Source organism: Siminovitchia terrae, assembly GCF_003605405.2.
Classification (GTDB): Bacteria; Bacillota; Bacilli; order Bacillales; family Bacillaceae_C; genus Siminovitchia; species Siminovitchia terrae.
The window spans coordinates 46,787-69,633 of record NZ_QYTW02000008.1 but is presented as its reverse complement, the minus strand read 5'-3'; the positions used below and the strand labels follow the sequence as shown (position 1 = coordinate 69,633).

General features: G+C 41.7%; 17 protein-coding genes. 10 read left to right on the top strand and 7 right to left on the bottom strand.

Annotated features, from left to right (window positions below; translation table 11 throughout):
* Positions 1–98 precede the first annotated feature (98 nt).
* The 3 genes from D5F11_RS10265 to D5F11_RS10255 are packed head-to-tail and all read right to left on the bottom strand — an operon-like array spanning position 99 to position 3,172.
* Complete coding sequence (locus D5F11_RS10265; protein WP_120115884.1) at positions 99–2,321, bottom strand: carboxypeptidase regulatory-like domain-containing protein; 2,223 nt, start codon at positions 2,319–2,321, stop codon at positions 99–101.
* Positions 2,311–2,631, bottom strand: a complete 321-nt coding sequence (locus tag D5F11_RS10260; RefSeq protein WP_120115885.1) for a hypothetical protein — start codon at positions 2,629–2,631, stop codon at positions 2,311–2,313. Before D5F11_RS10260 ends, D5F11_RS10265 begins: the two co-directional genes overlap by 11 nt.
* Entirely contained in the window at positions 2,591–3,172 is a 582-nt protein-coding gene (locus D5F11_RS10255) for an RNA polymerase sigma factor (protein ID WP_120115886.1), read from the bottom strand. Before D5F11_RS10255 ends, D5F11_RS10260 begins: the two co-directional genes overlap by 41 nt.
* Before the next feature lie 306 nt (positions 3,173–3,478).
* Between D5F11_RS10255 and D5F11_RS10250 the strand changes: the two genes are divergently transcribed.
* On the top strand, positions 3,479–4,054 hold the full coding sequence (locus tag D5F11_RS10250) for a TetR/AcrR family transcriptional regulator (RefSeq protein ID WP_120115887.1): 576 nt from the start codon (positions 3,479–3,481) through the stop codon (positions 4,052–4,054).
* A 112-nt stretch (positions 4,055–4,166) separates the two neighbouring features.
* Positions 4,167–6,695 carry a YhgE/Pip domain-containing protein gene (locus tag D5F11_RS10245; protein WP_120115888.1) on the top strand — a complete coding sequence of 843 codons (2,529 nt, stop codon included), beginning with the start codon at positions 4,167–4,169 and terminating at the stop codon, positions 6,693–6,695.
* A gap of 70 nt (positions 6,696–6,765) precedes the next feature.
* On the opposite strand, the gene D5F11_RS10240 is transcribed toward D5F11_RS10245, so the two are convergent.
* Complete coding sequence (locus tag D5F11_RS10240; protein ID WP_120115889.1) at positions 6,766–7,551, bottom strand: HAD family hydrolase; 786 nt, start codon at positions 7,549–7,551, stop codon at positions 6,766–6,768.
* A gap of 253 nt (positions 7,552–7,804) precedes the next feature.
* Between D5F11_RS10240 and D5F11_RS10235 the strand changes: the two genes are divergently transcribed.
* The gene (locus D5F11_RS10235) at positions 7,805–8,227 is read left to right on the top strand and encodes an NAD(P)-dependent oxidoreductase (protein WP_373316403.1); all 423 of its coding nucleotides are present in this window, start codon (positions 7,805–7,807) and stop codon (positions 8,225–8,227) included.
* A 64-nt stretch (positions 8,228–8,291) separates the two neighbouring features.
* Here D5F11_RS10235 and D5F11_RS10230 read toward each other — a convergent pair whose 3' ends face one another.
* Positions 8,292–9,116: a TetR/AcrR family transcriptional regulator gene (locus tag D5F11_RS10230; protein WP_120115890.1), complete on the bottom strand. Its 825-nt coding sequence runs from the start codon at positions 9,114–9,116 to the stop codon at positions 8,292–8,294.
* 98 nt (positions 9,117–9,214) lie between these two features.
* Here D5F11_RS10230 and D5F11_RS10225 point away from each other — a divergent pair, with 98 nt between their 5' ends.
* The 3 genes from D5F11_RS10225 (at position 9,215) to D5F11_RS10210 (ending at position 15,106) form a co-directional block, all read left to right on the top strand.
* A complete protein-coding gene (locus tag D5F11_RS10225; RefSeq protein WP_120115891.1) occupies positions 9,215–12,301 on the top strand; it encodes an efflux RND transporter permease subunit in 3,087 nt (1,028 codons plus the stop codon).
* Between the two features lie 651 nt (positions 12,302–12,952).
* Positions 12,953–13,498, top strand: coding sequence for a dCTP deaminase (gene dcd / locus D5F11_RS10215; protein WP_120115942.1), 546 nt, complete (start codon positions 12,953–12,955; stop codon positions 13,496–13,498).
* A gap of 147 nt (positions 13,499–13,645) precedes the next feature.
* Positions 13,646–15,106: a protein adenylyltransferase SelO gene (locus D5F11_RS10210; RefSeq protein ID WP_120115892.1), complete on the top strand. Its 1,461-nt coding sequence runs from the start codon at positions 13,646–13,648 to the stop codon at positions 15,104–15,106.
* A 73-nt stretch (positions 15,107–15,179) separates the two neighbouring features.
* Here the strand turns inward: D5F11_RS10210 and pgeF are convergent, their stop codons facing one another.
* Positions 15,180–15,941, bottom strand: a complete 762-nt coding sequence (pgeF, locus tag D5F11_RS10205; protein WP_120115893.1) for a peptidoglycan editing factor PgeF — start codon at positions 15,939–15,941, stop codon at positions 15,180–15,182.
* A 185-nt stretch (positions 15,942–16,126) separates the two neighbouring features.
* Between pgeF and D5F11_RS10200 the strand changes: the two genes are divergently transcribed.
* The 4 genes from D5F11_RS10200 to D5F11_RS10185 all read left to right on the top strand — a co-directional run bounded on the left by D5F11_RS10200 (position 16,127) and on the right by D5F11_RS10185 (position 22,198).
* Positions 16,127–18,226 (top strand): GAF domain-containing sensor histidine kinase, encoded by a 2,100-nt coding sequence (locus tag D5F11_RS10200; protein WP_120115894.1) that lies wholly within the window; start codon positions 16,127–16,129, stop codon positions 18,224–18,226.
* 40 nt (positions 18,227–18,266) lie between these two features.
* Positions 18,267–18,650 (top strand): VOC family protein, encoded by a 384-nt coding sequence (locus D5F11_RS10195; protein ID WP_120115943.1) that lies wholly within the window; start codon positions 18,267–18,269, stop codon positions 18,648–18,650.
* 195 nt (positions 18,651–18,845) lie between these two features.
* A complete protein-coding gene (locus D5F11_RS10190; protein ID WP_120115895.1) occupies positions 18,846–20,318 on the top strand; it encodes an aldehyde dehydrogenase family protein in 1,473 nt (490 codons plus the stop codon).
* A gap of 107 nt (positions 20,319–20,425) precedes the next feature.
* Positions 20,426–22,198: a sigma-54 interaction domain-containing protein gene (locus tag D5F11_RS10185; RefSeq protein WP_120115944.1), complete on the top strand. Its 1,773-nt coding sequence runs from the start codon at positions 20,426–20,428 to the stop codon at positions 22,196–22,198.
* A gap of 441 nt (positions 22,199–22,639) precedes the next feature.
* Here the strand turns inward: D5F11_RS10185 and D5F11_RS26305 are convergent, their stop codons facing one another.
* Entirely contained in the window at positions 22,640–22,804 is a 165-nt protein-coding gene (locus tag D5F11_RS26305; RefSeq protein WP_185830622.1) for a hypothetical protein, read from the bottom strand.
* Positions 22,805–22,847: the final 43 nt, after the last annotated feature.

Genomic DNA, 22,847 nt, shown 5'->3' with positions numbered 1-22,847 from the left:
AATGGGTTTTTAATCAATGCTACCCATAAAAAAACTGAACTGCGAAGCAAGAGCTGTATGTCTCTCACTGGCACAGTTCAGCATTCCCAAAGAGCTCCCTAACGCACATCCTTCACCGCCGCAATAAATTTCTTCATCGCTGGTTTATCGGTTGTTTGCATCCAATGGGACAGTTCTTTATTTTCATTTTTAAAATACAGATCGAGTGCTTCTTTCAGTTCCTTTCGATAGTGGGGATCGGTTTTACTTTCCTCTTGAAGTGCCTGAACCATTTGAAACCAATCTCTTTTTTCATCACCAAAGAGGCGTTCTGGGTAGTCCTTGGCTATGGCGATGGCATGTTCAAATGTTTTTCCGTCATATAATTCGACCGCCAGCCAGCTTCCGACAAACTCATGGCTTTTATCCAGTTCCATTACTTGTTTAAAACGTTCACTCGCTTCCTTTATTTTGCCTTGCTTCATTAATGCACTGGCATAAATGGCCTGATCATATTCATCAAGGCGGTTACCAACTGCTGCCTCATACGTATTAAACCATTTGTTAAAGGAGTCCCATTGCTGTTTTTCATAATAATAGTCAACAAGACTGAATAGGGCCTGCGTGGAATTCGTCTTTTCTGCATATGTTTGTAAATAAGAAATACTTGTTTCATTCTCGGTTGCATTCGTATCAGATTCGGCACCTATCAATCGAGTAATCATACGTAAGCTGTGAATGTCATCTGGATTCTTTTCATAATTAGATTGATAGGCCGCCAGTGCTTTTTTTAATTTTTTACCGAGCAATAGGCGGTCTGCATTCGTCAAGTTGCGTTCTTTTAGGTAAAAGAATGGTAGATTCCCGATCGTATCTTCGTCCAACCGGTAACCGCTGCTGCTTGTGAGCCGCTTCCCATCTGCACGATAAGCGTCAACAGACCAATAAAATCGGTTATTCGTATTTGTAAATGCCAACAGTGATTTTGGGCTTACCGTAGACAGATCATCACCAGGAAATATTACTCCAAGCGGATGATTATATATATCTTCTATCGGTACATTAATTTGATTGTCTGTAATATACGATTTAAACACAGTACTGACTGAGCCGGAATCCATATCTGCTCCCAAGTTTAGCTGGTAGTAGTCTGCGCCCGCCACTTTCCCCCAGGAAAAGAGAATATGTTGATCAGTTATTTTTTGTTGATTGACCGGAGAGTTAAGTTTGATTAATTTTTGCAAGGTGATGTTATAAGTGATTGTTTTCTTTTCTCCGACATCAAGCCATTCATCCATATTAACCGGCCATGTCCATCCGTTGATTTGATCAAAGCCTAATCCTAAAGCGACTTGATAGCTTCCGGACAGCACCTTAGGAATATTGAAATATCCATCTTTATCTGTTGTGACTTGATAGGCTTCCCCTGGTCCAACACTTCTGGAGGCTTTTTCTTCTGACCGTAAAAAGACACCTGCGTTTGATACAGGGGTGCCATCACTGTATACAATTCTTCCTTTGACTGTATGAATCATATTCCCGCGCTTATCTAACGCGTTTTGTAAACTATTTTTCATGGATAAAAGCTGCTCATATACAACGGAAACTCCCTCTGATTCTCCGAACTCTTTTTCCTCGTCTATTTCCTTTGCTTTGTACTCTGTTAACGCATTTTTTACTTCCTTGTAAGCATTTTGCAAATGACCTTGGTGTATTTCCATTTCTATTTTCTTTTGGTCGATTTTTGCTTGAAGGTAGTAATCATCAGGATCAATTTTTTCATTTATTTTTTGTAAAAGCTGTTCTGCAGCTGAATAATCAGCCTGTTCAATCATCATTTGTACTTGTTCTAATTGAAGTTCTTCTCTAATCCATGAATCTTCCGTGCTGGTTCGCTCAATGGCTGATTGTAAAATATCATATGCCTGATCAAGTTGACCGATGCTTTTAAAATGGAAAGTGAGAAGTTTGGTCGCAGAAGCAAAATCATCATCAATCGGGCTCTTTTTGACATATCTGTTCAAATGTGGAAGCATTTCATCCCAAGTAAATACAGCATGGTCAGGAGGGTTAAATTGGGAAAACGAAGGCCCGACGTATACATCAAATTGGTTAGCTATGTGATTTTCAAGCATATAGTCTTGAATGATTTTCTGTTTTTGCGAGTCCAAAATCATTTTGCTGTCAAGAGACTTTAACAGTTTTACCTTGGCAGCGGGCTGCCCGTACTCCGCTTGCTTTTTCGCTATATATAGTTGAAGTTGAGGACTTATGACAAAAGCTATCAATGAGATACTTATCAAAATAAAGACTAAATGCTTCACTTTTATTTTAATTTTCATATCGCGTCACCATTTTTTCCAAATCACCTTTCCAATATCTATACTCATCAATCTCTACCAGTTCGTCCTTTGTCTTTGCTACGTGATCTGGAGTGACATCGTTATATTTTATTCCAAGTGATAAAATGACTACCACAATGGCAACCAATGGAAGGAGTGAGAGTTCAATTTCTTTATTCCAAATCAACAGGGCTTTTTGCTTGAAAGAGACTGGATGGAGACGGTCAATGACTTCCTGCTGTTTGGAAAACGTAATATGATTCATTTCTTTATCGAGCTGTTTTTTTAGGGTTTTCCGCTGATTCTTCATTGGAAATCTCTCCTTTCGTCAACAGACCTTTCAATAACAGCCGGCCTCGTTTGAGTCTTGATTTGACTGTGTTTTCATTCGTCTTTGTTTGTGAGGCGATTTCTGAGATTTTCATTTCATTAAAGTAATACAATGTTATCGCTTCGCGGTATTTATAGTTCAATTGTTGAATGGCTTCACTTAAATTGTGATCCAAGGCCATTGCAAGTAGTGATTCTTCAGGACCTCGAATGGTATCATCAGCTTTCATTTTTTCCACTTTATCAAAACGAAGAAAAATATTTTTCCAATGCCATTTCCGCATCCGGGAGTGGCATTGATTCAGGACAATGGCGGTAAGCCAGCTTTTCAGCTTTTCGGGATCCTCCAGTTGATGAATTTTTTCAAAAGCGGTAATAAATGTATCTTGAACAGCTTCTTCAGCTGTTTGGTAATCTTTCATTAGTAAATACGCGGTACGTAATAAGTAGTCCCCGTATTGATTCATCACTTCCATTAAGGCGTGTTCATCTCTTCCTTTTAATCGATCAACAAAATCCAACTCGACCGGCCCCCTTTCCAAATGAATTATAATACTTAGATGCCATTGGGGAGGAAAAGGTTGCATAAAAAGTGAAAAACTTTTTTGTAGAAAGCGGAAGAACGGCAGCGGTATTTCCACGTGGAAAAAAATGACTTGCTATGGAAACTTTGGTGTTGCTTTCCTTATCGCCTGTATGTTAGTATGATGAATGTACGAATGACCATAATGTTCAAACGGTCATTCCCTTCGTATAAGTTCATTTTAAGGGACATTCGATATATTTCAGGGAGCGACAGGCACCTCCCAAAAAGAAGGTGAAAACAATTGACTATTGACCGGAAGCAGCAAATTTTGGAAGCTGCCACAAATTCTTTCTCTTTATTTGGTTATAAGGCTACGACTATGGATCAGATCGCTAAATTAGCCAATGTTGGTAAGGGGACGATTTACACTTTTTACAAGAATAAGGAAGAATTATTTCATGAAATCATTTCTTCGTTAATTCTTGAAATGAAGTTGTCGGTTGAAAAAACGGTAAGTGAAGATTCATCTTTTTACGAGAAAGTGGACAGTGCACTTTTTGCGTTATTGGAGTTCCGAACGGATCATCAATTGATGATAAAGCTCATTCAGGAAGAAAAGGAAATGGGAACCCCGGCGGTTAAGGATGTGATCCAAAAGATAGAAAATGCGATTGTCCAATATGTGGGGAAAATCGTGCAAAAAGCGGTGGACAAAGGCGAAATCAAGCCATGCAACCCCGAGATTACAGCCTTTGTTATAATAAAGATTTATATCGCGCTCATCTTCGACTGGGAAAAAGCCCATAAACCGCTGGAGAAAGATGAAATATCAAGATTGTTTAAATTGTACTTATTAAATGGGTTATCCAATAGATAATCCTATATTTTTGGGCAGGATTGACCAAGTGAATGAAGTAGTCATAATGATTTTGTGCAAAATGACAAAATGAAATACGGGTTAGTTGTATTGAAAGGAGAATACAATCTTTATGGAGAAATCAAGCTTTATATCGGAATGGAAGCAAATTCTGACGAATAAAAAGGTGCTTATTCCCATTATTGCTGTCGCCTTTGTTCCGTTATTATATGCAGGGATGTTTCTTTGGGCATTTTGGGATCCCTATAACTATTTGAGTGATTTACCTGTTGCAGTGGTGAATGAAGATGCCGGGGCTGACTATGAGGGAGAGCATTTGGAATTAGGAAAGGAACTTGTTGATAAGTTAAAGGATAATGATGAATTTCAGTTTCAGTTTGTTCCCAAACAAGAAGGTTACCGGGATTTAGAAAACCGAAAATATTATATGTTGATCGAAATTCCGAAGAATTTTTCGGAAAATGCAACTACTCTAATGGATGAAAAGCCGAAGAAATTGGAACTGAAATATGTACCTAATGAGGCTTATAACTTCCTTTCTTCTCAGATTGGGGAAACTGCGGCAAAAGAGATCAAAGCGGAGGTTTCCAAAGCGGTCACATCCACGTACGCCGAAACGATGTTTGATAAGGTTGAAGATGTCGCAGAGGGACTTGAAAAAGCAAGTGATGGCAGTAAGAAATTGGATGATGGAGCAAAAGAACTTGCGGATGGATCTAAAGAGCTTAAGGATAACTTGGAGGTTTTAGCATCCAGTTCCATTGAATTTGAAAACGGGGTGACAAAAGCACGGTCCGGTTCTGGTGAACTAGCCGATGGATCCCATGATCTAGCCGATGGGATGAATCAATTGACAGACGCCAGCGGAAAGCTAGCCGGTGCATCAAAAGATGTTCAAAAAGGTTCCCATGCACTCAATTCAGGTATTTCGCAGGTGAACAATGGCTTGCAAGAGCTTAATGGAAAAGTACCGGATTTAGTAGCAGGTACAGGCAAGGTGCAGGATGGTTTAAACCAGCTTCAAACCCAATTGCCGAAGCAGATGGCCGATTCCATTGGTGCAAAAATCAAGGCAAGCAGCGGAGAGATGGATGCCGGCTTGGATCAATTGAACCAGGGGATTAATAATAGTTTAAAAAACGAACTAGCCCCTAAGTTATCTTCGGGAGTATCGTCTGCGGTTTCTTCACAAATTTCATCCGAGGTAGGAGCAGCGGTAGACCAGTTGGAAGGCACCATCGCTGAAATGCAGAAACAACAAATGGAAACACTCTATGCTTCTTTGTTAAAAAATGGTGTTCCTAAAGAAACAGTGGATGGGGTCTTTTCGCAAATGGCGCAAGAGTCTCCGTCAACAGAAGCGATTAAGGGACAGCTGCAGACAAAGCTGGGCAATATGGAGGGACAGATCAAAGCAGGTGTAGAAGCAGGTGTCCAGCAAGGAATTGATCAAGCCACTGCCGGAATAAATGAAGGTTTCAACCAATATAAGAGTGAAGTAAATAAAAAACTCGGAGGCGCCACTGCCGGACTGGATAAAGAAATCCAACAAGCGATTGATCCGGTATTTGATCAATTGTCAAATGGTCTTGGAACCATCCAATCTGGTCAGGTTGCACTTCAGGAAGGCGTCCAAAAATTATCAAATGGAGCGAAAGAGCTGCAAGACGGATCTTCGAAATTAAGCAGCGGCCAAAAAGAATATGTTAATAACATGGAAGTATTTAACCAAAAAATAAAAGAGGCAAATTCCGGTGCCCATCAACTCTCAGACGGTGCCAATGAGTTAAGTAATGGAATGGGGCAGTTGGCGGACGGCTCATCCAAAATCAAAGACGGGTCGCAAAAATTAGCCGAAGGTTCCGGCAAGCTTTCTGACGGTACAACCGAGTTGCAAGACGGAACGACGGAATTACATGAGAAGCTAAGTGAGGCAGCAGATGAAGCAGGATCTGTCGACGCTAATGATGATACGTATGATATGATGGGAAGCCCTGTCGATGTGAATAAGGAAGAAGTGAACCCGGTTCCGAACTACGGTACAGGTTTTGCACCATATTTTATTTCATTGGGATTATTTGTAGGTGCATTGTTGATGACAATCGTCTTTAATTTAAGGGATCCTGCAGTAAATCCGCGCAATGGTATTACCTGGTTCCTTGGCAAATTCGGGGTTGTGGCTATCACAGGGGTGATCCAGGCATTATTGGTAGATGCTATCCTATTATTTGGATTGGGTATTGAAGTGAAGAGTGTACCATTGTTCATTTTTGTATCGATCATTACGAGTCTTTCCTTTATGACTCTGATACAACTTCTGGTCACAACTTTGGGAGATCCAGGTCGCTTCATAGCGATTATTATTCTCATTTTACAGCTGACAACAAGTGCAGGGACATTCCCGCTGGAGTTAATTCCAAGATTCATCCAGCCGCTCAATAGCTTATTGCCGATGACATACTCTGTTCAGGCATTCAAGGCGGTCATTTCAAGCGGAGATTATTCATTCATGTGGCAGAATGTGGGAATTCTAGGACTATATATGCTGGGCTGTGCAGCATTAACAATGGCTTTCTTTATTGTCAAAAATAATGTCAATAATAAAAAGGAACTGCACCAGAATGCAGATGCTTCTATATAAGAATGAAGAGCAGGTATTACAAAGTAGTAATACCTGCTCTTTTGAATGGAAATTAGAATCCAATAAGGGCCTATCTCATTTTTTCCAGAACATCATAAAGGTCGCTTAATTTACGGATCTCATAAACAGGCTCTACCTCGTTCCGCTCTTTTTCCTCTCTGTTAATCCAGACAGATTTGATACCAGCACGATTGGCTCCCAGGATATCCGTATTTAAGTTATCGCCTACCATAATCGCTTCGTCTTTTTCTAACGACATCAGTGACAGGGCATGTTCAAATATTCCCTTATCAGGCTTTCCTTTCCCATAGCCGCCGGAAATGACAATATGGTCAAAGTATGGCACGAGCTCTGAAGTAATGGTCAGCTTTGTATTTTGCAAATCTGGTGATCCGTTTGTAATGAGCACCAGGCGGTAATCCTTTTTCAATGTGTCGAGCACTTGGAATGTGTCCTCATAAACAAATGGGACTTTTCGACGGTTCTTTGGAAAAAGTTCGCTCAACTCAGCGCCAAAATCCGGGTCGTCTACGCCCAATTGCTTCAATCCCAATGTCCAAGCGTTTTTGCGATATTCAGGAACAATTTTGCTCAGTTTTTCAAAATCCTCTGTTTCATCAAGGAATTCTCCCCACAGGCCTTCAAAAGGATTGATGCCGATCATTTGGGTAAAGGGATAAGTTTCATAGGAAGAATAGAGCTCTCTAGCATTCTCCCGAACGGCTTCTTCCAATTCATCCGGATTTAATCCGCAGCGTTGCTCAGCCGCTCTGCATGTCGCGACAAATGCTTCTTTTACACTTTTTTTATCCCATAAAAGTGTATCGTCTAAATCGAAAAAAATTGCTTTGATCATTATTTTCCCCACTTTGAATTATTAATTAAATCTACTATCCATTTTACCCATAGAAAAGCCTAAATTCTAGCCCTCCATTATATTAAATGATTACAGTAGTCAGAGGACCGTTAATAAATTTGTGTAAATAAAGAACTTCTTTTCTTAATGAAAATCTTATAATTTCTTTTAAACATTGCGGCCAGTTCTGAACGTGCTTGATTGAATCCATGATGGCAACGCGTAGTAAATCGCTTATTAAAGCTTTAAAACTGTGAGTGGTTCTCAGGTAATGGTGCTGGGATTCGGAAGAACAGGTGTAACCTTGGCCAGACTATTCTCTGCTGTAGGTGCAAAAGTCAGCGTGGCTGCCAGAAAAGACTCCGATTTTGCACGAATCAGTGAAATAGGACTGCACCCGATTCATTTGGATCATCTTGCTGACTATATTTCCGGAATTGATATTTGTATTAATACAGTTCCTCACATGATTTTGGATGCTGCTATTCTTTCAAAAATGGTGAACTCTTCTCTGGTTATTGATATTGCCTCAAAGCCCGGGGGAACAGACTTTGCGTTTGCTCAGGAAAAAGGTTTAAAGGCTATCCATGCTTTGGGACTGCCTGGAAAAACTGCGCCGAAGACAGCAGGGGAAATTGTGAGCGGGGTCTTATACAAGTTATTGTGTTCCCAATAGATTTTTAAGTAAATTGTGCCTGCTACTGCATGAAATGTGTGCAGGCACTTTGTTTTTAAATAGCTCAGATCTCCCAATGCCGCCGAAGCAAATAAGAGATCCATTTACAGTGAGAATGGTTTCGAATATTTTCCAGTAAACCTTTCACGATAGCGGGGCCGAGGGACGGCTCCAACAGGTGTTCTTTTAGCAAGCCCAATGATTCCTTTTCAATCGAATCTTCCATTTCTTTCATTTTTTCGTCAATCACTTCAAGAATCCGTTCCTTCGACATCTCTTCGTTTACCGGGGACATCTGAACGATCTCTTTTGTAATAAAGGGAATAGTCGTATGCCTTGCCAGTATATTTGTTTTCTCGACAAGCGATTGGGATAGCAAATCTAAATCAACCGGTGCTTCACTGAATAAAAGAATCTGTGAATAAGAATCCAAAAACCCTTTGATGCAATAGGTCAAATCATATTTGGTCTCATCGACTTCATCGCCATACAGCCTATCCACTATGGTTAAAATCATTTCCTCGATTGATTTCTCATAGGAATGTAATTTATTTACAAACTTTTCATCAAGTGTATGCATCTGTTCCTTAAGAAAAATTTTTGCGAAATCCGAATGCTTTTGAAAAGAATCAAACATTGCTTGATAAAAATCATATAATAGTGTCTCATTTTTTGTGTTTCTGACCAGGTAGTCAATCTCTGATAAATCCTCCATTGAAAAATGATCAAGCAGCTCTAATATCAATTCATCCTTTGACTTGAAGGATAGGTAGAATGCCCCTTTGGAAATGCCGCAATGTTCTGTTATTTGTTGAACGGAAGTAGCTTCAAATCCTTGTATTGCAAAAAGCTCCAAAGCTTTTTCCATGATTAATTGTTTTTTTGCCATTTTTATCGATCGCTCCCAAGTTATTCATTGACAAATGACCAATCAGTCATTATTATAAGGAACTGTAATGAAAAAGTCAATTAGGGGCAGGTGTAATTGTGAAGGGGTTAGTCAATTTTGTTTTAAAGAATAAACTTGCGGTATGGCTACTTACCATAATCATTACGGTTTCTGGTATTTATTCAGGGACACGAATGAAAACGGAGACGATCCCGGATATTTCCATTCCTTTTTTAACGGTGACGGGTGTATATCCAGGAGCGACTCCTGAACAGGTAATGGAAGATGTCTCCATGCCAATAGAAAAAGCGGCAGAAGGCCTTGACCATGTTAAAGCAGTTTACTCGAATTCGTATTCGAATATGGCGAGTATTCAAGTGGAATATGAATACGGAATCGATATGGATGAGGCGAAAAGGGAATTAAAGTCAGCATTGGATAATGTTGAATTGCCGGAAGGGGCAGAGGAGCCGACAACATCCGCCATCAGCATGAACATGATGCCGGTTATTGCCCTAAGTGTAAGCAGTTCAAAAGAAGACATTGTTGAATTAACGTCAACAGTAGGGGAAAGTTTGCTTCCGAAAATCGAAAAGCTAGATGGTGTGGCCTCAGCCACGACCACCGGTCAGCATATCGAAGAAGTGGACCTCACGTACGACAAAGCGAAATTGGATAAAATGGATTTGACAGAGGATAAAGTCAAAGAAATCATCCAAGCCAGCAACATGGACGTTTCATTAGGGCTTTATGAGTTTAAAGAAGGCGAGCAGGCTGTATCAATTGATGGGAAATTCATGACTGCTAAGGAATTAAAGGATATGTTAATCCCAGTCACCCCGTCAGAAGCCAATCCATCACCATTTGTGAAGCTTGGGGATATCGCTAAGATCAAGACGGTCGGAAAAGTTGAATCGGTTTCCCGCACAAACGGAAAAGATGCGATTGCGATTCAGATTGTCAAAGATCAGCAGGCGAACACAGTTGATGTTGTGAATAATGTGAAGAAATTAATCAAGGAAGAAAAGGCTAAGTATGGTGACCTTTCCATTGATGTAACGCTTGACCAAGGAAAGCCAATTGAGGATTCCGTGGCAACGATGATTGAAAAAGCGTTATTTGGAGGATTGATTGCTGTATTGATCATTCTTCTTTTCCTCCGGGATTTCAAATCAACGCTCATTTCGATCATATCGATCCCAGTGTCTATATTTATGGCATTGATGCTGTTGAACTGGATGGATATTACGTTGAATATTATGACGCTCGGTGCGGTTACAGTTGCGATCGGCCGGGTTATCGATGATTCGATTGTCGTGGTTGAAAATATATACCGGCGCTTGCATTTAAAAGAGGAAAAATTAACCGGTCGTGAGCTTATACGTGAAGCCACCATTGAAATGTTCAAGCCGATTATGTCCTCCACATTAGTGACGGTTGCTGTATTTGCCCCGATGATTTTTGTCGGCGGTATGGTCGGTGAATTGTTCATGCCATTTGCTTTGACAATGGCGTTTGCACTCGGCGCTTCGTTGCTTGTAGCGATCACTATTGTGCCTGCCCTTTCGCATTTCCTGTTTAAAAAGAAGTTATATGGTGAGAAAACGAAGAAAAGCCATAAAGGGCCTGGCAAACTGGCAAATGGGTATAAAAGTTTCCTTAACAAGGTGCTTAACCATAAGATCATTGCGTCAGTGCTTGCGATTGCCTTATTAGTGGGCAGCTTGATGTTAACACCGCTCATCGGTTTCAGCTTTTTGGGCAGCGAGGAAGACAAGGTGATGTATTTAACGTATACGCCAAAAGCAGGGGAATTACGTGAGGACACCCTGGAAAATGTCAAAGTTGTTGAAGATAAAATGCTGAAACGTGATGATATTGACATCGTTCAAGTGTCTGTGACTGAAGCGGGGGATCCTTCGGCTGCCATGATGGGCGGCGGCGGAGGCGGTGCCTTAATGTATTTGATTTTTGATCCGGACATGGAGAACTTCCCGGAAGCAAGGGAAAAAATAGAAAAATATGTAACTACGCTTGATCAATCAGGCACATGGAAAAGCCAGGACTTCTCTTCAATGTCTGGCTCCACCAATGAAGTGAGTTACACCCTCTACAGCGAAAATTTAGATAAACTAAACGAATCGGTTAAGAAGGTAGAAGACGTCATGAAGAAAAATGACGGGCTCAAAGATGTTTCTTCCAGCGCCGAGGAGGCTTTTGTCAAATATACATTCCGGGTTGAGCAGGCTGAAATGCTGAAAAAATATGGATTGACAACGGGTCAGCTCGTGATGATGTTAAATCCGCAAAAAACAAAAGATGTATTAACGACGGTAGAAAAAGATGGAAACTCTTTAGATGTCATTGTTCAACAAGAACAATCGTCCCAGCCGGAAACTGTAGATGAACTTTTGGATAAAAAGATTCCAACAGCGGTTGGAGATAAAGTACCGCTTTCAGATCTTGTCAAAGTGAAAAAAGGAACTACTTACAATACACTTGACCGTAGCAAAGGTGAATACTATGCAACGGTTTCAGGGACAGTTAAAGGCGATGATATTTCCAAAATAACTTCCCAGATTGGTAAAAAAGTAGATCAGTTGGATCTGCCAAAAGGCGTGACAGTCGATATTGCCGGCGTGCAGGCGGATATGGATGAAACATTTACACAGCTTGGCATGGCCATGTTAGCAGCGATTGCCATCGTATATTTCATCCTTGTTGTCACCTTCCATGAAGGTGTGGCGCCATTTGCGATCTTGTTCTCACTGCCATTCACTGTTATTGGTGCTTTTGCCGGCTTGTACATAGCCGGTGAGACAATCTCTGTCTCCGTTATGATGGGGTTATTGATGCTGATCGGTATCGTTGTGACGAATGCCATCGTTTTGGTCGACCGGATTGTCCGTATGGAACGAGCTGGATTGACGATGCGTCAGGCGGTATTGGAAGCCGGGGCAACACGTCTCCGTCCAATCCTGATGACCGCAATTGCCACAATTGGTGCGTTAATACCATTGGCACTTGGCAATGGTGGAGGAGGCCTGATTTCAAAAGGTCTTGGAATCACGGTCATAGGCGGTTTGGCAAGCTCTACATTACTCACTTTAATTGTTGTACCAATTGTATATGAAGTATTATCTAAGCTATTCAAGAAAAACCGCAGAAAAATAGAAGAGAATTAATGAAATGGGCCCTGCAAGTGAATGTCACTTGTGGGGCTTATTTTTAAGAGAACATAAATGAGGATATCCTATGCAAAAAGGAGCGTGAAAAATATGACCTCATTTTGCCCAGAAATCTGGCGGAGGATCCAACGCTTGAATCTCAATTGGACTGTAGGAAATGTGGATTGTATCAACAAGGGTCCCGGATGATATGGGAGAGGGGAATCCAAAGGCACCTATACTATACTGGACAATCCTGTATGCGGGGAAGCTGGTATGAGGTGGACGGTGTTATCAAACCACCGTCGCTTACTGTCCGCTGGCAGCCAGGCGCCGCCCCGATTTATACCCATATACCAGTACTTTAATTATTGCTTATTTGTTTCTTGCTTGAGTTATTTTAACACCCTCCACTCGTCTTATTTCTTCGTTCAATAGAGGTATTTCTGTCTCCCTCTCCTATATCCTTAATATTTTTTCCATTCTCTCGTTCAAAACTATTTCCCCGAGGTGGTTTAACTCCATTATAAATTGCAATAAGGCCTGAATACATATATAGTTAAATCGTAATGATTACGATTTGGGTGCGTTCATAATGAAAAGGCAGTTTAGAGCTTGTTTGGCATAAAAATACCTTCGTAGGAAAAAAGGAGAGAGGAATCAATGGGAATGATCCTTTCAGGAAAAACGATAGAAGCCAAAATCATGAAAGGGGATCTGATCATAGATCCGTTTAATAAAATCAGTGTTCAGCCGGCTTCGATTGATTTGAGAATCGGAAACCATTTTCTGACTATCGACGAAAATCAAAATCCTTTTCTATCTTTGGATAAACAAGCAGCATATCGGGATATTCATGTTGAAAAGGAGGGCTCCATCATTATTCAGCCTCAGTCCTTTTTACTTGCGACAACAGTGGAGTACATAGAGCTTCCTCCATCCTTGACAGCTTTTGTAGAGGGGAGAAGCTCTATTGGCAGGCTTGGTTTATTCATTCAGAATGCAGGTTGGGTAGATCCTGGGTTCAAAGGCCATATAACGCTTGAGCTTTTCAATGCAAACCAGGCCCCTATCGAATTACCGGTCGGGAGAAGGGTCTGCCAGCTCGTGATAGCAGAGGTTGATCAGGAGGCAAAACCGTATATAGGAAAGTATAACAGGCAGAGGCAGGCAACGGCGAGCAGAGTATATTTGGATAGTGATATCCTCTCTTGATACGATGTTTTTATAAAATCCGACAGAGGCAGTCAATCATTTTAAGGGTGCATATTTGCGTGGAAAGGGTATAATACATTGACACACGCAGACATTAAAAAAGTGCTATTAGTTTAGCTTTTTGACAATTCGGAGAAAGGAGATACTATGAGCAAAGAAACAGGATGGAACTTTGACAACAGTTATGCACGCTTGCCGAAAGTGTTTTTTTCTAGCATTAATCCGACTCCTGTAAAATCGCCGGAATTAGTAATATTGAACAATCCATTGGCTGAATCACTGGGGCTGAATCCGGAAGCGCTAAAAAGTGAAGACGGCACAGCGGCGTTTTCTGGGAATGAAATTTTGGAAGGAGCGGAGCCGCTGGCTCAAGCTTATGCAGGACATCAATTTGGGCATTTTACCATGTTGGGTGACGGCCGTGCGGTGCTGTTGGGAGAGCAGATCACACCTCAAGGAGAAAGGTTTGATATTCAGTTGAAGGGGTCAGGCCGGACGCCATATTCCCGCGGTGGCGACGGTCGCGCGGCACTCGGGCCGATGCTTCGCGAATATATCATCAGTGAAGCTATGTACGCATTGGGGATCCCCACAACCCGAAGCCTGGCAGTTGTGACAACAGGTGAGCCGGTATTTCGGGAAACCAAGCTTGAAGGGGCTATTTTGACACGCGTGGCTGCCAGTCATCTGCGCGTCGGTACTTTTGAATATGTTGTCAGATGGGGCGGCGTTGAAAATCTTCAAATATTAGCTGATTATGCTATCAATCGCCATTATCCAGAGATTAAAGATGACGAAAGCAGGTATCTTTCTTTTCTTCAAGAAGTGATTAAACGGCAGGCCGCGCTTATCGCCAAATGGCAGCTTGTCGGTTTTATTCACGGAGTCATGAATACCGATAACGTAGCCATTAGCGGAGAAACAATTGATTATGGTCCTTGCGCTTTCATGGATACCTACGACCCAGAAACAGTATTTAGTTCGATTGACCATCAAGGCCGCTATGCCTATGAAAATCAGCCTTTGATTGGCGGTTGGAATCTGGCGCGGTTTGCTGAAACTTTGCTGCCGCTATTGCATGATGACAAGGAAGAGGCAGTCAAATTAGCACAGGAAAAGGTTTCCGGTTTTAATGAGATATTTCAATCTCACTGGCTTGCAGGAATGAGAATGAAGCTGGGTCTATTCAAGGAAAAGGAAAAAGACGAGGAACTGATCAAGGATTTACTCAGCCTGATGAAAAAGCATCGTGCTGACTATACGAATACTTTTATGGCTTTAACCCGTGATCAATTGGATGACACAGCAGACCTTTTTAAATCCGCAGGTTTCATTCAATGGAAACAGCGCTGGAAAGAAAGGTTGGAACATCAAGAGGAATCGAAAGCTGATTCATATGAATTGATGAGAAAAAGCAATCCTGCGCTCATCCCTCGCAACCATCGGGTGGAAGAGGCGTTGGAAGCGGCGGTCGAGGAAGGAGATCTAAGCGTAACGGCTCGTCTGTTAGAGGTGCTGTCCAATCCTTATGAGTATTCACCGGAAAAGGACGAATATACGGGCGTGCCAGAAACAAACGTCCCTTACCAAACCTTTTGTGGAACATAGAGGGGTCTGAACATAGAGGGGTCAGACCCCCAGGGCGTTAACGCGTCACCGCAAGCAAGGGGGTCTGACCCCCTTATTCTTTTCTCATTACGAAGCTCATATGCCTTCCGCTCTTTTTATCTTGCCGATAAGAAAAACCTTCCGGGCTTAAATAGGTGCAGGTGCGGTCCACGGAAATCTGTTTTCCTGGTACTCCTGCCAGCTCACATTGCTTTTTCACCGTTAATTGATTATCGATATGGTATTTTCGGGTTTGCTCATTATAGTAAATAAAGTCATCAGCATAGCCTAGGTTCTTGAATCTCACATATACATCCTCATCGACTTCAAATTTTTCCTGACTCAATGCTGCCCCAATTTGGATATGAAAATCTTCCGGCTTACATTGCTCCGTTTCTACCAAGTGCTGAAATAATGTTAAAGTGATTTCTTTGACGGTGCCTTGCCAACCTGTGTGGATTACACCAATGAGTCCCTTCGCTTCATTATAAAAAATTACTGGCACGCAATCCGCTGTAAAGCTGCACAATACCAAATTCGGTTCATATGTGTACAGTGCATCTGTATTGACGATGGCTGTGTCCAACCGTTTAGCGCCACGTCCTTTTTCAGCAAGCATTACCTTGTAAAAATTTGAGGAATGGGTTTGATTGGCACAAACGAAATCACCCAGTTCGCAATCTAGCAATCTAGCTAGCTTTTTTCGGTTTTCCACCACATTAGCAGTGTTGTCACAGACGTGTAGAGCCATGTTATTTTCTTCAAGTTCCCCGAGATCTTTCATGGTCATCCCCGTTATGAACTTCCCGGTATCCATATATAGTTTGGTTTTCATATCATCACCTAATTTTAATATATGTGAATGGCCAATTTTTGTATAGGGGGCCATAATGATTGGTGTTTATTTTTTCCAAATGTGCTTATCAACATCGTGAAATCCATGTAAAATATAGGTAACGCTACCAGACTTTTGTATGATTGATAGAATTGTTTTTAACTTTATGATTGGAGACTGGAAAAATGGTAAGGGAACAGATGAGTTATTCTCGCCTTGCACATATAACAAAAATCATCAATACCACATCGAATCTGCCGGAAGTGCTAGAGCATGTTATTAAGGCTATATCCGAAGAAATTGTTCAATGCAACGCGGTGGGGATATTTTTGCCTCAGGAAGACGGAACGTTCAAGGGATTTGCAGGAAAGCCTGAAACAATCAATGGAGTAACGATCGATACCCTGGTCATTGATCCCAAAAAGGATTTGCTGGTCAAAGAGTTGATTGAATCGAAAAAAGCGATTTATATTCCTGATACATCAAAGGACGACAGGCCCAATCCAAAAGCGGTCAACGCCTTTAAAATTAAATCTTTGCTAGCGCTGCCCATATCTTTTGAACAGGAGCTATTTGGATTCATATTTTTATTTGATTATGGAGTCCCTATGAGCTTAACAGGTTTGGCTATTAAAAGTGTCGAAGCTTATGTTAACATTGCTGCAATCGCCATTCAAAATGCAAAACATCTCAAACAGAAGGAGGATCTGCTTGCCGAAAATCAACTGATGCTAGGTATGTTAAGTGATTTAACAAAGTGTTCTTCTATGGGAGAATGTCTTGGTATCTGTTATTCATATTTGGAAAAGATTTTAGGCAGCCATACGATTGTTAATGCTTGTCTTTTTGATTCACAGGACAGAAAAATAAATCCTGTGATACTGAGCAATAAGGAAACTGAAGCTGATTGCTGCTGGATGAAACAAAGCTTCAAAGGAATTATTCAAGATGCGGTTCATACGAATAAAACCGTCTATATTCCAGATATTATCAAAGATGAAAGAGTCAATCCTGAAGATTGCCAAGGATTTGGTATCAAGTCATTGTTGGTGATTCCTTTTGTTTCACTGGGTGAAGTGCTGGGGGCTGTTATTGTGGCTGATCAAGAGCAAAAGAATCCAGAGAACATTGACCGGCTTATCCAGTTGGCACAATCTATCGTTGATGCAACTGCCCCAGTCTTTTCGAACCTTCAACACGTAGGACGGCTTGAAGAGATGGTTGAAGAAAGAACGAGGGAATTGGCTAAGGCCAATGAAAAAGTAGTCAGCGTAATCGAAGGGATTACGGGCGGTTTTTTTGCATTGGGGCAGGATTGGAAATTTACCTACATCAATCAACATCAATTTTTACCACGAAATAAAACGGCAAAGGATGTGCTTGGAAAAAACATATGGGAGGTCTTTCCGGAAATAGTCGGGACCGTTATGTATAAGGAGCTCCACCGGGCGATGTCCGAGCGGCTCGCTGTACAATTTGAACTTTGCTCCGTTTTTGAAGACCGTTGGTACGAAATAGTTGCATATCCTTATGAGGATGGAATCTGTTGCCTCTTTAAAAATATTACAGAAAAAAAGAAGTTTGAAAGCGAATTTAAACGCTTATCGAGCTTGGATTTAATCGGACAAATGGCCGCAGGGATCAGTCATGAAATCAGAAATCCGATGGCAACTGTGCGAGGCTTTCTGCAATTGTTAATGTTGGATAATGATCTTGAAAAACAAGAACATTACTTTGAAATCATGATCGAAGAACTTGACCGTGCCAATTCGATCATTACGGAATTTCTGTCAATGGGAAATACAAAGACTTCTGATATGGAAATACGTGATTTAAATACCATCATTTTTGATATGACCCCTCTGATGGAGGTTGATGCAGTTACTCAAAATAAAATGATTGAAGTGCAAACGGAAGATGTTCCGAAGCTGCTTTTAAATCATAATGAGATACGGCAATTAGTGATGAATATTTACCGAAATGGTCTCGAAGCGATGGAAGAGGGGGAAACCCTCTTGATCAGAACATACAAAGAAAACGATTCTGTTGTCCTTGCTGTTCAGGATCAAGGGAAGGGAATTAGTTCTGAAGTCATGGAAAAATTAGGAACTCCATTCTTCACGACCAAAGATAATGGGACGGGTTTGGGACTGGGTGTGTGCTATGCCATCGCTGCCCGCCACAGTGCAAAGATCGAAATTGAGACAGGGGAGAATGGCACGACGTTTTTTGTTAAATTTAATTTGGGACAAATTCTTGATGAAAGCGGCCATGTTTCGGAGTAAAATAGAGAAAAAAAGAGGGATTCGAAAGGAAGTGAAAAAAATGATTAACAAAGTTGGCCAGATTATGTTGTATGTAAATGATCAGGACGCGGCATTGCGATTTTGGACGGAAAAAGTTGGTTTCACTATAGTTTCTGAAGAAGATAATGGCCAGGGGATGAGATGGATCGAAATGGCTCCTGTAAAGAATGCAGAAACAAGTCTTATTCTGCATAATAAGGAATTCATTGCAAAAATGCAGCCGGAGTTAAATCTCGGTACCCCTTCGTTAATGTTTTTCTCTGAGGACCTTGAACAACTATACAAGGACTTTACGGATAAAAATATTACAGTTGGTGAAATGGTTGAAATGCCTTCCGGAAAAGTGTTTAATTTTGCTGATAATGAAGGAAATTACTTTGCGGTAATGGAAAAAAGTGAATAATACAGCGTCATCCCTAGGCATTTCCTGAAAGTCACCAATTGACTTCAGAGAAATGCTTTTTTGATGGATTGGACAATTGTCTCGTCATCACAAGTCTTCCCGTGCTTGCTGAGGCTGAAATAGGCATTTCTATTATTCTTGGCATATAAATTGCATAATAATTTCTTATGAGAAACAAAAAAGGGAGGAATATGTGTGATTTATCTACAAAATTTTATTAATGGAAAATGGATTGACGCTGAAAGCAAGGAGAGCAGAGAGATTTTAAATCCAGCCACTGGTGAAGTGATCGCACATGCCGCAGATGGAGATGTTGCGGACGCCCAAGCAGCCATTGGAGCTGCCAGAAAAGCCTTTGATAGCGGGGATTGGTCTGAACTGGCTGCAACAGACAGAGCGGCCTATCTGTATAAAATTGCCGATAAGCTTGAAGAGAATGCAGAAGAGATCAGCCGTTTGGAAACATTAGATAACGGGAAACCACTTCGTGAAACCCAATTCGATGTTGCCGACGCGGTCGCTTGTTTTCGCTATTACGCGGGAATGGTCAGCAAACCGGATGGTATCACGTATCAAGTGTCTGATCCCATGCAGGCCATGGTTGTACGTGAACCGGTTGGAGTTTGCGGACTCATCGTTCCTTGGAATTACCCTCTTTTGATGGCTGTATGGAAAATAGCTCCTGCTTTGGCGGCGGGCAATACCATTGTTTTTAAGCCTTCAGAGATTACTCCGGTAACCGCCAAGTGGCTGTTTGAAATTATTGAACAGGTTGGAGTTCCAGCAGGGGTAGCAAACATGGTGATGGGACCTGGAAAAACAGTAGGTAATGAAATTGCCGAAAGCCATGACGTAGACAAGGTTTCCTTTACCGGAGGGACAGCTACTGGCAGGAACATTATGAAAGCGGCCGCAGGAAATATAAAGAAGATTTCTTTGGAGCTTGGTGGAAAGTCACCAAATATTATTTTTGCTGATGCCGATTTTGAAGCTGCCGTAGACTATGCTTTGTTCGGAATCTATGCCGGAGCAGGTCAGGTTTGTTCAGCTGGATCAAGGTTATTAGTCGAAGATAGTATTTATGACCGATTTGTTGAGGAGCTGGCGGACCGGGCGCAAAAGATCAGGGTTGGCCCGGGCAATGATCCGGAGACAGAAATGGGGCCGCTTGTCAGCCGTGAGCATATGGAAAAAGTGCTTGGCTATATCGAAATTGGCAAGGAAGAAGGCGCCAAACTGTTATGCGGCGGCCGCCAGCTTAAAGAAAATGGATTGGAAAAAGGGTACTTTGTTGAGCCGACCATCTTTGTCGATACCAAACCTGATATGAGAATTGTCCGTGAAGAAATCTTCGGTCCTGTCCTTGTAATACAGAGGTTCAAGGATGAAGCTGATGCTGTTCGCCTTGCCAATGATACGGACTATGGACTGGCCGCAGGCGTCTTTACGAATGACGGAGCAAAGGCTATGCGTGTGATTAAGAAAATCAGGGCAGGGATTACATGGATTAATTGTTATCATCCGACGTATAACGAAGCGCCTTGGGGTGGATATAAGCAAAGCGGCATCGGTCGGGGGCTTGGTACGTACGGGTATGAAGAATTCACAGAGGTAAAACAGATCAATATCAATCTCGAAGTAGAGCCAACGGGATGGTTTTCCAATTAACGGATAAAAAGGGGACATATTTTGTCTCCTTTTTGCTTTCCAACCATTCAAATGATGATAAAAGCTAAAGTATAATAAGAGAAAAGTAAAGGATGGTTCAAAGCAGAATGTCTCATTTACGATTGATACAAAGCACAGTCCAAGAAATCGCAGAAGCCATTACAGCGGCCATTGGCATCGAAGTCGAAATTATCGATGAACGATTGAGAATTGTGGCAGGAACAGGCAGATACCGAGAAAAAGTAGGACAGATGGAGGAGGATGGCGATTTAGATTCTGGATATATATATAGCCAAATCTTAAAAAAAGGAACAGAGTATATTGTGGAGGATGCACAAAGCAATCCATTTTACCATGCTGTTGAAAATGAGCTGGCCGAAGTATGCTGCCCGATAAAACTAGACACGCAGATTATCGGTTTGATTGGAATGGTCGCTTTTACGAAGGAGCAGCAGATGGTGATGCTGCACAATAAAAATAATCTGCTTATCTTTTTAAGAAGAATGGCCGATTTGCTTTCCAGTAAAATAGCAGAAACAAAAATATCCGATGAGCTTAAAATTATTGTTGAGACAAGCCGTGACGGAATTGTTGTAGTAAATAAGCAGGGATTGATCACCCTCTGCAACCATTCGGCAGAACAGCTCATTAATATGGGAAGAGACAATCTCATTGGACGGCATTTGAGCACCATCTGGCCTGAATCTCCCGTTTTAACTGCGATGGAAACAGGAAAAGGATACGCTGACCGGGAGGAGTTTTACAAAGGAAAGTCGGGCAGAGCCAAGGCCATGCATTTTTTTACAACTGTTAACCTTATTTTTAACAGGACAGAGGATAATGGCAAACAAGTGACTGGAGCTGTTGTGTATTTCCGCGACATCGCTGATGTTCGTAAGATGGTTTATGAAATAACCGAAAACAATGAACATTCGTCCTTCCAGGAAATTTTGGGAACGAGTAGTAAAGTCAAAGAGCTGAAGCGTCAGGCTGAAAAAATTGCCCCTAGTAATTCCACTGTGCTGATTACGGGCGCAAGTGGAACTGGAAAAGGCCTTTTAGCGAAGGCCATTCATTATGCAAGCCCAAGGAAGAATAAATCACTGATCATGGTAAACTGTGCAGCAATCCCAGATACGCTGCTAGAAAGCGAGCTTTTTGGGTATGAGGGCGGTGCATTTACCGGGGCAAGCAAATCCGGGAAAGTTGGAAAGTTTGAGCTGGCTCATGAAGGAACAATATTCTTGGACGAAATTGGGGACATGTCCCTTCATTTGCAGGTCAAACTTCTTCATGTGCTGCAGCATCGGGAGATTGAGAGAGTGGGAGGAACAAGGGTCATCCCCGTTGATGTACGGGTAATTGCAGCGACGAATAGGGATTTAGAGCAGATGATGCAAGATGGGGAGTTTCGGGAAGACCTTTATTTCCGTTTGAATGTCATTCCCATTAAAATCCCGTCTTTGTTTGAGCGCAAGGAGGACATTCCGTTATTACTTCATCATGCTCTCCAAAAGTACAATGATTTGATCGGCAAGCAAATTAGAGGATTCGAACAGGAAGCGATGGAGCTGCTAGTTTCGTATCAGTGGCCGGGGAATATAAGAGAATTGGAGAATGCTGTGGAATATGCGGTGAATATTGAAACGGATCGCTTGATCTCTAAACAAAGCTTGCCTGGAAGGATTTTGCGCTCCTACAGTGGAATGGGGAGCACTTCGTTAAGGGAACAGCTTGATGTTTATGAGAAACAGATCATAACAAAGCATTTGCAAGAGAACGGCTACTCAGTCCAAGACAAAAGAAAGGTCGCTGCTATACTAGGCATCAGTGAGTCTACTTTATATAGGAGAATAAGAGAATTGGGGATCGTTAAATAGTTGTCAAAACTAACAATTAATTTGTCAAAATTGACAAGTTAAGCGTTTACGGGCTTAGCGCCCGTTTTTTTATTTTTTATTTTAGTAAAATTAGAACCTAGCTTGTCAAAATTGACAAATTACAGATGAGATTTCAAGAATAGCTTTCGTGGCTAAGGAAAGTTAAAAAATAATTTTTAACTTCATTCAGCAGAAGTCTCCCACTTCTGTAAGTGGTGGGATAAATGCATATTGGTAATCCATTCAGCGGGGGTTCAAACCCCGGCTGAATAAAGTTAAGGCCTCCGGCGGATGCCACAGATTTGCGAAGCTCGATAAAATCTGGGCGCAAATACGCCAAGGCGCATTTGATAAAAAGAAAGGGATTTATATCTTCATGCTTGATGACTATCCGGCTTTGACGAATGGGAGGTTCTAATGCCGGAGGCGTTATCGGCGCCTCTATAATAAGTCACCAGCCAGGAAGGCCAGTCGGTAGCTTGCAGCGCTGTATTGGCCGACTGTAAGTATCGGCTCGAGGTCATAAGTCAAACATGCTGAAGGCAACGTATTATTCAGCGTTCGCCTAGATTTGCGCCGAAAAGCAGGCACCCCCAACGAAGTCATTCCAGTCTGCCTCCCAATGAGCGGGAGCTTCCGTACTTTTAGT